The following is a 14,731-nucleotide window of genomic DNA, read 5'->3' on the forward strand; positions in this document are numbered from 1 at the left end:
ATCTCACCTCTTTTATGAAAAATTTACATCAAACCCCATCTATACCTTATTGATTTTTCTATATGTCCGAATACAAATTTATCTATGATTAAGCCCAAACTTAAAATTATCACCATTACAGCAACAACCAGACTCATATTAGATGCGTCTTTCCCTTTTGAAAGAATCTGCCCAAGACCTGTTGCAGAAACCAACATCTCACCAGAAATCAAACCTCTCCAAGCAAATGACCACCCTTCTTTAAGACCAGACAGCAAATTAGGAAGTGCAGCCGGAACAATCACATTCAAATGCAATTTATACCCTTTAGCCCCCATAGTCTTTGCGGCTTTCAAATAAATAGGATTTATATTCTTAATCCCTAAATCTACAGCAAGACTAATGGAAAATATAGAGCCAATGACAATAACAAAAATTATTGTACTTTCACTGTATCCAAACCAAAGAATTGCAAAAGGTACCCATGCAAGATTAGGCAGAGTTTGTAATCCTAATATCAATGAACCGAAATTTTCTTCAATATATTTAAAACGAATCATCAGAAAACCTATGAAAAAACCAATAACAATAGATATTAAGTATCCAATTACAAGCCTTCTCATGCTGGATAATATTGCATATATAAGCGTTTTGGTTTTAAATAATCTAACGATTAAAAGGAAAACAGAGATTGGAGAAGGTATAACATTTGCATTCCAGATTTTTATAGTTTCTACATTTGTTTTATAGACCAATTCCCATATCGCTATCAGCATTAGATAGAAACAAATCTTTTTCAATGCTCCAATCGCTGTCGTATTCAGCTTTTGCAACTTTTTCTACCTCCTCCTTTAATTCGTCCGTTATTTTTCTTACATAGTAAATTACATCTGGACTTTCTGGTCTTCTCGGTCTTGATAGTTCTATCTTAAATTCTTTTTTAATCTTTCCCGGATTAGCGGACATCACAATGACGCGATCCGCCAATATCACCGCTTCTTCTATATTATGTGTGACAAAGACAATCGTCCTTTTTGTATCCATCCAAATTCGCTGCAATTCCATCTGTAAAATATCTCTTGTTTGACTGTCTAATGCCGAAAATGGTTCATCCATCAAAAGCACTTCAGAATCAATTGCTAAAGCTCTTGCAAGTGCGACCCGCTGTCTCATGCCACCAGACAATTGATGAATATATGAATCTTTAAACTTTGTAAGATGGACCATTTTTAAATATTTCATAGCTTTTCTTTTTCTTTCTTCCTTTTCTATGCCTGCCATTTTCATCCCAAATTCTACATTATCTATTACTGTAAGCCAAGGAAAAAGAGCAGATTCTTGAAACACGACTGCTCTGTCAATGCCTGCATCCTTTACTACGCTACCATTTAAAATAATTCTGCCGCATGACGCACTTTCAAGACCGGCAATTATATTAAGCAGCGTAGACTTGCCGCAACCGGAAGGGCCAACAAGGCATACAAATTCCCCCTTGTTTATTAAAAGATTGACATTATCCAATACTAAATTCGCTTTTGAATTAAATCCAAAACTTTTTGATATATTCTCAACAATAAGAAACAAATTAGACACCTCTTTAGTTCCCGCTTTTAAACAGCTTTATATACAATCCGCTTATTAGCCATAGGATCATACCATTTATTTGCGAAATCAACTAAGTCGTACTTTGACTTCTTAAAATCATTTTTAAAATTGATAAAATCATCTTGATTTTTTACATTTGCTAAAAATCCATCACTGCTATATACAGGATAACCTTTATACTCATAGTCGTTTAAATTGATTAAATCAACCAATCTACCGTCTCTTATTAAGGCAGATAGCTCATTATTCAAGTCAACAACATCAAAATTATCAGGGTAATAATACGTATCTCCATTTATAGGCAACTTATCTCCTATTTTGTATGATTTTCTTTCAACAGCTACTTTTTTTATCTCATTAGATGGTATTAAATAATAGTATTCATCAAAGCACGTTATTTGAAGTTCCACATTTCCTTTTATAAATTTATTTGCTGCATCTAAAATTTCCAATCCATTTATTATTCCTCCACCACTTATATCATAACCATCTACAATGACAAAACGCCCTGTTACATGATTATTTCTAAATTCATCAAAGCAAATTTTATCTTTTGTCTTTATCACGACTTCAGCAACTTCATTAGTATTTACTTCCTTTGCGTCATCATTTGAAAAAAGCGTAGAAGCATCTATAACTTTATTAATTGCAGCTATTTCACATTCTGTTTCTTGTGTAACCAATTTAAGTTTATATCTTTTATTTACTGTCAGCCTGTTTTCACTCATCCAGAATATATTCGCCTTAAACGTATCTCCCACCAGTGGAGCCTCATCGCTTTTGCCAGTTATAAATTCTCCCCTTTTATAAAAAAACTCGTCAAAAAGCGTAATTCCGACTGACATTCCTGCTTCAGCTTTTGTCGTCCTGTCTTTTTCTTGCCAATATTCGATGGATTTTATTTTAGACGTTCTTTTACTTGGATATATTACTATTTCATCTCCCACATTTAGTACGCCAGATTCTATCCTGCCAGCGATAATCCTTCTATTATCAAATTTATAAACGTCTTGTATAGGCAGCCTCAACGGCTTATCGGTTATCTCTTTGTCCTTTTCAAAAATATCTAATGCATCTAAGACTGTGTCGCCTTTATACCATGGCATCTTTTCTGACCTTAAAGCTATATTCTCACCATGAAAAGCGGATACGGGTATATACTTTTGTGGAAAGACATTAATGCTTTTTAAAAAGATATCCATATCGCTTTTTACATCTAAAAATTTTTCTTCCGAATAATCTATTAAGTCCATTTTATTAATCAAGACACAAACTTTTTTTATACCCAACAACGAAAGAATGTACCCATGCCTTTTAGACTGTTCTCTTACACCTTCATTGGCGTCGATAACAAGCAGCGCGGCTTCTGCATTAGCTGCGCCAGATATCATGTTTTTCAAAAATTCTACATGTCCTGGTGCATCTATTATTACGTAATCTCTCTTTTTCGTGTGAAATTGAATTTGCGTCGTATCGATGGTTATGCCTTGTTTTTGTTCCTCTTCAAAAGCATCTAATAAATATGCATATTCAAATGGCTTACCGGTTTCTTTTGATATTCTTTTTACTTTTTCAATTGCCCCCTCCGGCAATGACTTTGTATCGTACAAAAGCCTTCCAATAACTGTCGACTTTCCGTGATCAACGTGACCTACTACCACTATTTTGAAAATCTCTTTACTTTCAACCATTTTTATCCTCCTTACATATAACCGTCTTTCCTCAATTTTTGCATAGCATAAGCATCTTCTCTATCTTGAGCTCTTCCAGCCCGTTCATTGATATTTGTGTGCTTTAATTCCTCTATAATTTCATCAACTGTTGAGGCATTTGAATCTACTTGTCCTGTGCATTGCGCACACCCAAGGCTTCTATACCTTTTGCCGTTCTTTGCAAAATACAAATCAACAACCGGTATATTTTCCCTTTTTATATATTGCCAAATATCTAACTCAGTCCAGTTCAATATAGGATGTACTCTGATATGATTACCTTTCGGGAAATCTGTCTTAAACTGATCCCAAAGCTCTGGAGGCTGGTTTGTGTAATTCCACTCAGAGTCTTTATTTCGTTCACTAAAAATCCTCTCTTTCGATCTTGAACCTTCTTCATCCCTTCTCACACCCACAATCAATCCTTCAAATTTATACTTATCTATCACATGCTGCAATGCATCCGTTTTTAGTGCCTTACAGCAAACTAATCTGCCTTTTTCCGGACCCATGCCATTATTTATAGCATCCCAGTTTGTGTAGACGATAAGATCGAGATTATACTCCTTCGCAATCTTATCTCTAAATCTTATCATTTCGGGTATTTTATATGTCGTATCTATATGAATAAATGGAAACGGGCAATGTCCAAAAAAAGCTTTTTTAGCAAGCCACAACATTACTGTAGAGTCTTTCCCAATCGACCACAACATTCCAAGTTTGCCAAAACTTTTATAAGCCTCTCTTAATATGTATATACTTTCAGCTTCCAACATATCTAATCTATCCATATTAACACCTCACAAAATAATTATCAGTAAACATATCGTAATACTTATAATTTAAGTAAAAATTATAGCCCATCAATAGCCTGCATAAAATCTTCTTTTAAATCTTCTATATCTTCCAGTCCAACACAGATTCTTATTAAATCGTCAAACACTCCCATGAATTCTTTTTCTTCATCACTGCTTTCAGCAAAAATCGTAGATGATGGATGAATTATAAGCGTACGTGTATCACCTATATTCGTGATATTTGTTGCATACTTTAAAGAGTTAATCATTTTATACGCTTTTTCTTTAGAACCTACACGAATTGTCAATACAGCGCCAAATCCATCACCAAACTGCCTTTTAGCAATATCGTGAAATGGGCTTTCTTTAAGCCCTGGATAGTTAACTGATAGCACTTTATCAAATTTCTTCAAAAAAACAGCTAATTCATAAGCATTCTGACATAGCCTTTCCATCCTTATTCCAAGCGTTTCTAAACCCAAATTATTAAGATATGCATTAAACGGAGACATACACGCACCAATATTTCTAAAAAGGCCTTTCCTAAGCTTTGCCAGATAAGCAAATTGTCCATATTTTTCGAACTTTTTAAGCATTGAATATTTATTAAAATCCCAATTGAATTTACCAGAATCGACTATAACTCCACCAATAGAATTTCCATGTCCATTTATAAATTTTGACGTTGAATGTATAACGATGTCTGCACCCATTTCTATCGGTCGAATTAAATATGGAGTAGTTACAGTATTATCAACGATTAGAGGAATTTTATTTTCGTGTGCCAGAACTGAAAGACTTTTTATATCGGGAACATCTAATTTAGGATTTCCAATCGTTTCGATATAAATCAATTTTGTGTTATTAGTTATTGATCTTTTAAAAGCGTCTATGGAATTATCTTTTGCAAATTTTACAGTAATACCAAAGTTTTCGAAATCTTTAAATAGTTCATAAGTCCCGCCGAATATTCCTGAACCAGATAGTATTTCATCACCAGTCTTCAAGATATTTAAAATAGCTAAAGCTATAGCGGCCATTCCTGAGGAACATGCAACTGCCCCTATTCCGCTTTCCAGTGATGCAATCCTTCTTTCAAAAGCTTCAATGGTTGGGTTATTTATTCTCGTATATGTAAAGCCATATTCGCTGCCTTTAAATATATTCTCCAATTCCTCTGCCGAATGGCTAAATGATGTAGATTGATATATAGGCGTCAATGAGGCTCCAGTCTTTTCATCAGGTCCATAATTCAGATGTAATAGCTTTGTATTAAACCTCATTGACAAGGCCTCCCTTTTTAACAAATATCGTATAAGTCCCATCTCGGTTATTTGTAACATTTAATATTTTATGTCCCTCATCTTTAAAGCTGGATGGCACATTCTTAATCGGCTCTCCTTCATTCATTCTTACTTCAAGGATTTGCCCATCTTCTAATTCTTCTATAGCCACCTTTGCTTTGACAAAAGTGATAGGGCATACTACATCAGTTATATCTATAAAACTGTCAGCTTTTATATCTTTCACGGCTATACTTCCTTTCCAAAATTTTTAATCTTCAATTAAAATATCTTCTTCATAGCTATTCCCATCCACAATTATGAAGCTCTTTAAGACAGGGTTTTCTTTTTCCATAAGTGACAATATTAAATAGCTGAGTTTACTATCAAATGCCAATCTTTTGTCTTCTTCAGAAGGTCTCGCCGGTGATTGAGGATGGCTATGGAAATTCCCGATAAGCATAAGTTTGTTTTCCCTGAAATGCTTCAAAGCCTCAAATTGTTCTTTTGGATCCATTGAAAAATGCTCAGGGCTTCTATCTATATTAGTCAGTAAACGAACTTCCTTAACAAATTTCTTTTCACCATCTACTATTCCTGCAAGTAAGCCACATGCTTCAATAGGACTTTCTTTCTTCGCATGATCCAACATTTTTTTATAATCATTCTTTGACAGTATTATCATTTGCGTTCCTCCTTAAGATCGCACTGTGGCCCTATATAATCTATCAGCTCTTTTATTGAAGGATGGACACCACAAACTTGACAACCCTTTCTCCTTGATATTTTTATCTTTCTGAATTCCATTTTTAACGCATCAAATGTCAATAAATAGCCTGTTAAAAGTTCACCAACTCCAAGTATATATTTTAATGCTTCTGTCGCCTGAATCGTACCAATTATCCCACCCATGACTCCAAGCACTCCTGCCTGTCTGCAAGTAGGAACGGCATCCTTCGGCGGCGGATCTTGAAAAACACATCTATAACACGGTCCTTCACCAGGTACATATGTCATTGTTTGACCTTCAAATCTTATTATCCCGGCATGTGAGAAAGGTTTCTTTATAAGCACACAAGCATCATTTATTAAGAATTTTGCCGGAAAATTATCCGTACCGTCAATTATAAAGTCGTAATCTTCATCATTTATGATATCAATTATGTTTTTAGAGCTTATCCATTCATGATATGTTATTACATTTACATCAGGATTCATCTCGTTGATTGTCTCTTTGCCAGATATAACTTTGTCTTTGCCAATGTCCTTTGTTCTATGAATTATTTGCCTTTGAAGGTTGGATAAATCTACCTTATCATAATCAACTAATCCTATTGTTCCAACACCTGCTGCCGCAAGGTACATAGCTGCCGGTGCTCCAAGTCCACCTGTCCCTACTATCAAAACCTTTGAATTTAATATTTTTTCCTGACCTTTGGCACCAACTTCTTTTAATATAATATGACGCGAATACCTTTCTAACTGTTCATTGGAAAAATTCATCTACTTCCTCCTCCCATGTAATAGAGGAATTCAACTGTATCTCCGTCTTTTACAATTATTTTATCAAAATCATCTCTTGACAATATTTCATCATTAAGTTGAACCGTTACATATTCTTTCATTTTAACGTTTAATACATCTAACAATTCCCTTACAGTATACTCTCTGTCAATTTTTTGATCATTGCCATTTACTTTGATATTCATAGCTACACTCCTCACTTTTCATCTTCATTTTCTAAAACCTCTTTTTTGAAATTTTCGAGTCCGACTCTATTTATTGTGTCATAAAGCCTTTCTTTGCTGATTCCATTGCTTTTGTAAAAATTCATTGTTTTCTCAATAATGTTTGGTATTTTTTCTACATCAACAAGGTCTGCAATATGGTATCCAAAGTTGTACTTCTTCCCAAACTTGCCGCCCACAAAGACTGCTACTCCACTTCTTTTTTTCTTCCATGCATCCATTGGACACACCCTTATGCATGAACCACAATAAATGCATTTATCATCGTCTCTTACAGCAAGACCATCTTTAATCGAAATTGCTTTCGCTTCGCAAACATCCGCACATAGTCCGCAACCTGTGCATAAATCCTCATTAAGTTCAGGCTCTACCTGCCCTTGAAATCCGATATCGTTAAATTGAGGTTTCGTACAATTGTTAGGACAGCCTGAAATGCCCATCTTGAATTTATGAGGAAAACCAGGTGTGGGGAAAAACTCGTCATCCAGTTTTTTAGCTAAACCTTGAGTGTCAATCAATCCATATGGACAAACAGTACCTTTACAAGCTACAATCGGTCTTACTCTCGGTCCACAGCCAGCCATTGCAAGTCCGATTCTCTCAACCTCTTCCTTGACTTCTTGTAATTTAGTGTAGTGTACCCATGGAATCTCTATCCCCAGTCTTACTGTAAATGTGACATATCCCCTACCATACTTTTCAGCAAGTTCTGATACTTTCCTCATCTGCTCAGCAGTTATATTGCCAGCGACTACTCTTATTCTTATCGAATAATAGTCTTTTTGCTTTTGTTTAATAAATCCACCATCTTTTAATGCCTTCACTAAATCATCATCGAAAATCATTTTATCCTCCTTTTAATTCATAGTAAACAGATATGAATTTATGGATTTCTTTTTTTATAATTTAACACATCGTTTTATTAATGTCAATCTAATTTTAATTGAACTGTTAAACACAATTTTGATAATGTGTTCTGTACATCAATCAAAAAGTTGATATAATATAAATAAAATAAAAAGTGAGGTGTTATCATGAGACTGCTAAAGAGGCCAAGAAGGCTTAGAGGAAACGAAACTATAAGGAGTATGATTAGAGAGACTTCTATAAATATTGATGATTTGATATATCCTATGTTTGTCGTACCTGGAGAAAACATAAAAGAAGAAATTAGTTCTATGCCAGGCATATACCGTTTTTCTATTGACAATCTTTTAAAAGAAGTTAAAGAGATAAACGAGTTAAAGATACCAGCTATATTGCTTTTTGGCATACCATCAAAAAAAGATGAATTAGGCTCTGAAGCTTACGACGAAAACGGAATAATTCAACAAGCCATAAAATCCATAAAAAATGCAATACCTGAAATGCTTATTATAACAGATGTGTGCATGTGCGAGTATACAAGTCATGGCCATTGTGGCATTGTAAAAGATGGCTATGTGCAAAACGACGAAACGACTTCATACATTGCAAAAATCGCTTTATCCCATGTGATAGCAGGTGCAGACATCGTAGCACCTTCTGACATGATGGATGGACGTGTAAAAGCAATAAGAGACGTTTTAGATGAAAATGGATATGTAAACACACCAATAATATCTTACAGCGCTAAATATGCATCGTCATTTTATGGTCCTTTCAGAGAAGCGGCAGAATCAGCACCACAATTTGGCGATAGGAAATCATACCAAATGGATCCTGCAAACTCTGACGAAGCTTTAAGAGAAATCTCACTTGATATAGAGGAAGGTGCTGACATAATAATGATAAAACCAGCACTTCCGTATCTTGATATAATAAGAAGGGCAAAAGATACATTCAATATCCCAATCGCAGCCTACAATGTAAGCGGTGAATACTCAATGATAAAAGCCGCATCTCAGATGGGATATATTGATGAAAAATCAGCAGTTTTGGAATCATTGACTGGAATAAAAAGGGCTGGCGCAGATATCATAATAACCTACTTTGCTAAGGATGTTGCAAAATGGCTTACTATCCTATAATGTTGAATATTTTAGACAAAAAATGCCTTGTCATAGGTGGTGGTAAAGTAGCTTACAGAAAAATATTACCTTTACTTGAATTTGGCGCAACTGTTACAGCATTATCCTCGTATTTTACAGATGAGATCTTGGAACTGCCTAAAAACCATAAAGTTAATTTGATAAGAAGAAGCTATCAAAAAAATGATGTTGATAATTACTTTTTGGTTGTTGTAGCAACAAATGATAGAATCATAAACAAAGAGATTTCTAACGAATGTAAGAAAAAAAATATACTTGTGAATGTAGTAGATGACAAGGAGCTTTCTACATTCATAGTTCCTTCTGTCATGAAAAAAGGTGATCTTACTATATCTGTATCAACAAATGGGAAAAGTCCGTTATTAGCAAAGCGAATAAAAGAAATGCTTGGCAATATGTTTGAAGATGATGTTGAAAATCTTATTGCTGAATTAAGCAATCTGAGGGATAAACTCAAAACAACTTCTGCTACACAGGAAGAAAAAATAAAATTATACGACGATATCATAAATAAGTACAATATTTTGAGAGGGAATGATAAAAAATGAGCTATGAAATGTCGAATATTCTCTTTGAAAAAGCCAAAACTCTCATGCCTGGTGGCGTAAATAGTCCCGTAAGGGCGTTTAAATCCGTTGGAACAAATCCCATTTTCATAAAAAAAGGCTTTGGCAGCCATATAGAAGATGTAGATGGAAATACATATATAGATTACGTTCTCTCATGGGGTCCACTTATACTGGGTCATTGTAATCCCCGCATAGTCAATGCTTTAAAAAATCAGTTGGAAAGTGGCACAAGTTTTGGGGCTTGCACCGAAATAGAAATCAAATTAGCTGAAAAAATCAAAGAAGCTGTACCATCTGTGGAAATAATAAGAATGGTGAATTCGGGTACAGAAGCTACTATGAGCGCCATACGATTGGCAAGAGGATACACAAAAAGGAATATCATAGTAAAATTTGAAGGATGTTACCACGGCCATTCCGATAGCCTCCTCATCAAGGCAGGGTCCGGTGCTCTTACATTCGGGACACCAGATTCAAAAGGCGTAACAAGTGAAACAGCTAAAAACACCATAATAGCAAGGTACAACGACAGTGACTTGATAGTTGAGATATTTAAAAAATATGGAGAAGATATCGCCGCGGTTATTGTTGAACCTATTGCAGGAAACATGGGCACTGTTCCGCCTAAAGAGGGATTTTTGAAGACTTTGCGGAAAGTCACAGAGTCATATGGTTCACTTCTCATATTCGACGAGGTTATGACTGGATTTAGAGTATCTTACACATGTGCTCAAGGGCTATATAACATTAATCCGGACATAACAACATTCGGAAAGATCATTGGAGGTGGTTTGCCTGTTGGCGCTTATGGTGGAAGAAAGGATATTATGAGGATGATATCGCCTGATGGACCTGTTTATCAAGCAGGTACATTATCAGGAAACCCTCTTGCAATGGTGGCAGGGTACGAAACATTAAATGCACTATCAGAAGATCCTTCTATCTATAATGAACTTGACAAAAAAGCTGACAGACTTTGTATGGGATTATATGAAAGCATGAGGCAAAATGGCATAAAAGTTGAAATAAATCGAGTCGGTACAATGATGTGCATGTTTTTCACAGATGGCAATGTTCACGATTTTGAAACAGCCACTAAATCAAATACAGACTTATTTGCAAAATACTTCAAGGCCATGTTAAAAAGAGGCATATATCTGCCACCGTCTCAATTTGAAACGTTTTTCTTATCCACTGCTCACACCAATGAAGACATTGATAGAACGATTGAAGCCAGCTTTGAAGCAGCGAGAGAAATTTCAGCGTAGCAAATACACATTAAAGCGCGAAGGATATAGCTCATGCTTCGCGCTTTAAAATCTCTCTAATCAAGTTTTCAAGTGTGTATATATTGGGGATAATATCAACTTTGTAACCTGCCGTTTCAATCCTGCCTTTTGTCACAGGACCTATTGCAGCTACCTTCACATCTTTCAACAGAGAAACATCATTTTTTAGTATCAAAGATAAGTAGTCAAATGTTGATGCACTTGTAAAAACAGCTATATCAATTCCATTTTTTAATTCTTTAATCAGTTTTTCCTTTATTTCATGATTGGGAACATTTTTATATGCCACAATTTTCTCTATTAATATAGTGTCTTTTAAATCTCCAATAAGCACATCACCACCTATATCAGAAGTCAAAAGCGCAACTTTCCCCTTTATTGGAATATTTTTGAGCTTATCTGCTAAAGCCTTTGAAGTATATTCTTCTGGTACTACTTCCGGATATATATAAATCTCATTCAAGGCTTCATTCGTTTTTGCGCCGATGGATGCAATCTTTACTTTATTCAATCTTCTCAAGTCAAACTTCACCATGCTCATGGCGTTTTTAAAGGCTTTGACTCCATTTTGGCTTGTGAAAATAAGATATTCATAATCATCAATATTATCAATAAGTTTTATGACATTATCTACCTGATAAACTATTTTGATAGTCGGGCATATTAAAACATCAGCACCGCTACTAAATAGTTCATCGATTGCATCGACGTTCAAGTCAAAATCACCGGTAAAAAGGATTCTTTTTCCAAAAAGTGGTTTTCTTTCAAACCAATTAAGCTTTTTATACATGCTTACAACCTTTCCTACAACTATTATTGCAGGATTATTGATGCCTTCATTCCTGGTCTTCTCTACAATATCTGATAAAGTTCCTTCTACCGCTTTTTGATAAGGAGTTGTTCCATTCATTATGACAGCAGAAGGCATATCTTTAGACATTCCATTTTCCATCAACTTATTTACTATAAATTCAATATTTTTCGTACCCATCAAAAAAACAAGCGTTCCATTAAGCTTCGAAAGCAATTCCCAATCTAAATTTTCTAATTTTCCTTCAGCTTCATGCCCCGTTATGACATGAAACGATGAACTTAAATTTCTATGTGTAATAGGAATACCTGCATAATTTAAAACTGCTATAGCAGAGGTAATTCCCGGAATCACTTCAAACGGTATTCCTTTATCGTAAAGATACTCTCCTTCTTCTCCACCTCTTCCGAAAACGTATGGATCTCCACCTTTTAAGCGAACTACAACTTTTCCTTCAATAGCCTTTTCTGATATTATCTCATTTATTTCAGACTGAGCAACTTTATGCTGTCCCGGAATCTTGCCAACATCCACAAATTCTGCGCTTTTTTTGGCAAAATCAAGCATCTTTTCATTAACCAATCTGTCATATACAATTACATCAGCCTTTTTTATCGCATTTATGGCTTTTAATGTAATAAGTCCTATGTCACCCGGTCCTGCACCTACTAAATAAACAAAACCTGCCATCATAACCCTCCAATTTTTTCAACAATTATTTCACTAATGTTTTCGATATCTTTAATGAGACCCGTTTCTTTAATTTTAAGCAATTTGCCATCTTTATAGTATGAAACCAATATTGAAATCAATTCTTCATTACCGTTATTCTTGTATTCACTGTATACTCCTAAAGGTGTTTTGCAATTTCCACCAACCTTTTTCATTATCTTCCTCTCTGCAGAAGACTCAAAAAAAGTTTTTACATCAAGAAGCATTGGATATATTTCGAAAAATTCACTTTCAAAATCCTCTTTTATTTCAACAGCCAATATACCTTGGCACGGCGCAGGTACAACCAAGTCAACAGGAAAATAATCCTTCACTAATTTATCAAGTCCAAGCCTCTTTATGCCTGCAGCAGCTAAAACTATTCCATCCAAATTTAATTCATCCATCTTTCTTATCCTTGTAGCAATATTGCCTCGTATAGGAACTATATCAATGTCCGGTCTCAAACTTCTAATCTGTACATTTCGCCTTAAACTGCTTGTGGCAACTTTAGCGTTTTCTTTTAAATCAATAAATTTATCTGATCTTGAAATAAAAACATCCCGAGGATCTTCTCTTTTAAAGACTGGCAAAATTTTCAATCCTTCAGGTATTTCAAAGGGCATATCTTTCATGCTATGAATGGCCATATCAATTTCACCATTCATCAAAGCATCTTCGATTTCCTTAATAAAAAGACCCTTGCCTCCTATTTCGCTTAAAGACGCCTCATTAACAATGTCTCCTTTTGTGGTTATCTTAACTATTTCAAATTTCAAATCTGGCTTATATTTCTTTATTTCATTTATGATTATCAATGTCTGCGTCAAAGCTAATTCGCTTCCTCGAGTTCCTACTCTGATCTTCTTCATGTTTTCACTTCACTCCCATCAATGCAAAACGATATTTCATCCATGACTAAAGCATCATCTTTCAGGTGCTTTATCATTACGTTAGCCATTTTTTCAGCTACCCTTTTCAAAGACTTTTTGATATTTTCCTTGTCTTTGTCGGTCATTTTTTCCAATTTATTTACAAGCCTATCAAATTCCATGTCGCAAATCTCGTCAGAATAAATGGTTATCTTTTTAATATGCGGTTCAACTTTTATTGTTTTGAACCAAGTGTTAAATTCATTTACCCCTTTTAATACTATTTCTTCAGCATTTTTGATGGCATTTAATTGTTTCTTTCTGTTTTCTTCAGCAGTTCTTTTAAGATCGTCAATCGAATAAAGCTTGACGCCATGGATTCTACCTATTTTAGGGTCAATGTCTCTTGGCAGTGCAATATCAACCATACAGATCTTTTTGCCATTGTAGACATTATAAAATTTATCATAAGAAATAGTATAATGTGGTGCGTTTGTAGCACTTATCACTATGTCGCTTTTGGCAATCTGTTCATACTTGTCTGAATAAGGGACAATTTCGATATCCGGCATTTCTGATTTTAATTTCTGCACTTTTGAATATGTTCTGTTAGAAACTGACACATTGGCACCTTTTAAGATAAGCCCCCTTATTGCGATTTTGCCCATCTCTCCTGTACCTATTACAAAGGCATTTTTACCTTTCAAATCTTCAAACACATTCTCCACGAATTTTATCGCAATATGGCTTATAGATGATGAATAGTTTTTTAATCCCGTTTCTGTCCGTACCTTTTTCCCCATTGAAATAGCATCCATAAAAAGCTTGTTTAATATCTTTCCTGAAATTCCGTTTACTTGGGAATTCATCAACGATTCTTTTACTTGTCCCAATATTTGGTCCTCGCCTAAAACCATAGATTCCAATCCACTGGCAACTCTAAATATATGTTCAACTGCCTCTAATCCTGATATGCAGCAAAAATACTTTCTAAATTCATCATCCAAATTAAAATACTTTATATAGAAGTTTTTTATATCTTCAAAGCTTTTAGATTCAGAAAAAAAATATATCTCGCTTCTATGGCACGTCGAAAGTATTATCGCTTCATCTAAACCATTTTCCTTTAATACATTTAAAGCAGCATCAACATCTTTATTAAATGCTACTCTTTCCCTAATTTCGATTGGGATGCTTTGATCTATTCCAACCATCTTTATGCCATTAACATTCATACAATCAACTTCCTTTTGATGTAAATTTACTCTTGTACACTAATCATAATTTTAACACAAAAAACACTGTTCAAAAAAGCTTAAAACAAA

16 protein-coding genes are annotated in these 14,731 nt (G+C 34.7%); 3 read left to right on the top strand and 13 right to left on the bottom strand.

Annotated features, from left to right (window positions below):
* Positions 1-23: 23 nt before the first annotated feature.
* The 10 genes from GSH73_RS07985 to GSH73_RS08030 form a co-directional block, all read right to left on the bottom strand.
* Positions 24-812 (bottom strand): ABC transporter permease, encoded by a 789-nt coding sequence (locus GSH73_RS07985; RefSeq protein WP_432422540.1) that lies wholly within the window; start codon positions 810-812, stop codon positions 24-26.
* The gene (locus tag GSH73_RS07990; protein WP_233432472.1) at positions 724-1,572 is read right to left on the bottom strand and encodes an ABC transporter ATP-binding protein; all 849 of its coding nucleotides are present in this window, start codon (positions 1,570-1,572) and stop codon (positions 724-726) included. The genes GSH73_RS07985 and GSH73_RS07990 overlap by 89 nt, the downstream gene beginning before the upstream one ends.
* A gap of 17 nt (positions 1,573-1,589) precedes the next feature.
* A complete protein-coding gene (locus tag GSH73_RS07995) occupies positions 1,590-3,275 on the bottom strand; it encodes a sulfate adenylyltransferase subunit 1 (protein WP_014758534.1) in 1,686 nt (561 codons plus the stop codon).
* A gap of 11 nt (positions 3,276-3,286) precedes the next feature.
* On the bottom strand, positions 3,287-4,087 hold the full coding sequence (gene cysD, locus GSH73_RS08000) for a sulfate adenylyltransferase subunit CysD (RefSeq protein ID WP_014758533.1): 801 nt from the start codon (positions 4,085-4,087) through the stop codon (positions 3,287-3,289).
* A 62-nt stretch (positions 4,088-4,149) separates the two neighbouring features.
* The gene (locus tag GSH73_RS08005; protein ID WP_014758532.1) at positions 4,150-5,376 is read right to left on the bottom strand and encodes an O-acetylhomoserine aminocarboxypropyltransferase/cysteine synthase family protein; all 1,227 of its coding nucleotides are present in this window, start codon (positions 5,374-5,376) and stop codon (positions 4,150-4,152) included.
* Positions 5,366-5,623: a sulfurtransferase TusA family protein gene (locus tag GSH73_RS08010; RefSeq protein ID WP_014758531.1), complete on the bottom strand. Its 258-nt coding sequence runs from the start codon at positions 5,621-5,623 to the stop codon at positions 5,366-5,368. The genes GSH73_RS08005 and GSH73_RS08010 overlap by 11 nt, the downstream gene beginning before the upstream one ends.
* A gap of 24 nt (positions 5,624-5,647) precedes the next feature.
* Positions 5,648-6,061 (bottom strand): M67 family metallopeptidase, encoded by a 414-nt coding sequence (locus GSH73_RS08015; protein WP_014758530.1) that lies wholly within the window; start codon positions 6,059-6,061, stop codon positions 5,648-5,650.
* Positions 6,058-6,879 carry a HesA/MoeB/ThiF family protein gene (locus tag GSH73_RS08020; RefSeq protein WP_014758529.1) on the bottom strand — a complete coding sequence of 274 codons (822 nt, stop codon included), beginning with the start codon at positions 6,877-6,879 and terminating at the stop codon, positions 6,058-6,060. Before GSH73_RS08020 ends, GSH73_RS08015 begins: the two co-directional genes overlap by 4 nt.
* Positions 6,876-7,100, bottom strand: coding sequence for a sulfur carrier protein ThiS (gene thiS / locus GSH73_RS08025; RefSeq protein WP_233432471.1), 225 nt, complete (start codon positions 7,098-7,100; stop codon positions 6,876-6,878). The genes GSH73_RS08020 and thiS overlap by 4 nt, the downstream gene beginning before the upstream one ends.
* Positions 7,097-7,969, bottom strand: coding sequence for a 4Fe-4S binding protein (locus GSH73_RS08030; RefSeq protein ID WP_014758527.1), 873 nt, complete (start codon positions 7,967-7,969; stop codon positions 7,097-7,099). Before GSH73_RS08030 ends, thiS begins: the two co-directional genes overlap by 4 nt.
* A 189-nt stretch (positions 7,970-8,158) precedes the next feature.
* On the opposite strand from GSH73_RS08030, the gene hemB reads away from it, so the two are divergent.
* From hemB to hemL, 3 genes are read left to right on the top strand one after another with little or no spacing between them, the layout of a single operon-like run.
* Complete coding sequence (hemB, locus tag GSH73_RS08035; RefSeq protein ID WP_014758526.1) at positions 8,159-9,133, top strand: porphobilinogen synthase; 975 nt, start codon at positions 8,159-8,161, stop codon at positions 9,131-9,133.
* Positions 9,115-9,702 carry a precorrin-2 dehydrogenase/sirohydrochlorin ferrochelatase family protein gene (locus tag GSH73_RS08040; protein ID WP_014758525.1) on the top strand — a complete coding sequence of 196 codons (588 nt, stop codon included), beginning with the start codon at positions 9,115-9,117 and terminating at the stop codon, positions 9,700-9,702. Before hemB ends, GSH73_RS08040 begins: the two co-directional genes overlap by 19 nt.
* Positions 9,699-10,991 carry a glutamate-1-semialdehyde 2,1-aminomutase gene (gene hemL, locus GSH73_RS08045; RefSeq protein ID WP_014758524.1) on the top strand — a complete coding sequence of 431 codons (1,293 nt, stop codon included), beginning with the start codon at positions 9,699-9,701 and terminating at the stop codon, positions 10,989-10,991. Before GSH73_RS08040 ends, hemL begins: the two co-directional genes overlap by 4 nt.
* Positions 10,992-11,022: 31 nt before the next feature.
* Here hemL and cobA read toward each other — a convergent pair whose 3' ends face one another.
* From cobA to hemA, 3 genes are read right to left on the bottom strand one after another with little or no spacing between them, the layout of a single operon-like run.
* A complete protein-coding gene (gene cobA, locus GSH73_RS08050; protein WP_014758523.1) occupies positions 11,023-12,513 on the bottom strand; it encodes a uroporphyrinogen-III C-methyltransferase in 1,491 nt (496 codons plus the stop codon).
* A complete protein-coding gene (hemC, locus tag GSH73_RS08055) occupies positions 12,513-13,406 on the bottom strand; it encodes a hydroxymethylbilane synthase (protein WP_014758522.1) in 894 nt (297 codons plus the stop codon). Before hemC ends, cobA begins: the two co-directional genes overlap by 1 nt.
* Positions 13,403-14,641, bottom strand: coding sequence for a glutamyl-tRNA reductase (gene hemA / locus GSH73_RS08060; protein WP_014758521.1), 1,239 nt, complete (start codon positions 14,639-14,641; stop codon positions 13,403-13,405). The genes hemC and hemA overlap by 4 nt, the downstream gene beginning before the upstream one ends.
* Positions 14,642-14,731 lie beyond the last annotated feature (90 nt).

Source organism: Thermoanaerobacterium aotearoense (genome assembly GCF_009905255.1).
GTDB lineage: Bacteria > Bacillota > Thermoanaerobacteria > Thermoanaerobacterales > Thermoanaerobacteraceae > Thermoanaerobacterium > Thermoanaerobacterium aotearoense.

Excerpts from the sequence above, each read along its gene's own strand:
- GSH73_RS07995 (WP_014758534.1), bottom strand. The coding sequence starts at position 3,275 with ATGGTTGAAAGTAAAGAGATTTTCAAAATAGTGGTAGTAGGTCACGTT.
- cysD (WP_014758533.1), bottom strand. The coding sequence starts at position 4,087 with ATGGATAGATTAGATATGTTGGAAGCTGAAAGTATATACATATTAAGA.
- GSH73_RS08005 (WP_014758532.1), bottom strand. The coding sequence starts at position 5,376 with ATGAGGTTTAATACAAAGCTATTACATCTGAATTATGGACCTGATGAA.
- GSH73_RS08015 (WP_014758530.1), bottom strand. The coding sequence starts at position 6,061 with ATGATAATACTGTCAAAGAATGATTATAAAAAAATGTTGGATCATGCG.
- GSH73_RS08020 (WP_014758529.1), bottom strand. The coding sequence starts at position 6,879 with ATGAATTTTTCCAATGAACAGTTAGAAAGGTATTCGCGTCATATTATA.
- GSH73_RS08030 (WP_014758527.1), bottom strand. The coding sequence starts at position 7,969 with ATGATTTTCGATGATGATTTAGTGAAGGCATTAAAAGATGGTGGATTT.
- hemB (WP_014758526.1), top strand. The coding sequence starts at position 8,159 with ATGAGACTGCTAAAGAGGCCAAGAAGGCTTAGAGGAAACGAAACTATA.
- GSH73_RS08040 (WP_014758525.1), top strand. The coding sequence starts at position 9,115 with ATGGCTTACTATCCTATAATGTTGAATATTTTAGACAAAAAATGCCTT.
- hemL (WP_014758524.1), top strand. The coding sequence starts at position 9,699 with ATGAGCTATGAAATGTCGAATATTCTCTTTGAAAAAGCCAAAACTCTC.
- cobA (WP_014758523.1), bottom strand. The coding sequence starts at position 12,513 with ATGGCAGGTTTTGTTTATTTAGTAGGTGCAGGACCGGGTGACATAGGA.
- hemC (WP_014758522.1), bottom strand. The coding sequence starts at position 13,406 with ATGAAGAAGATCAGAGTAGGAACTCGAGGAAGCGAATTAGCTTTGACG.
- hemA (WP_014758521.1), bottom strand. The coding sequence starts at position 14,641 with ATGAATGTTAATGGCATAAAGATGGTTGGAATAGATCAAAGCATCCCA.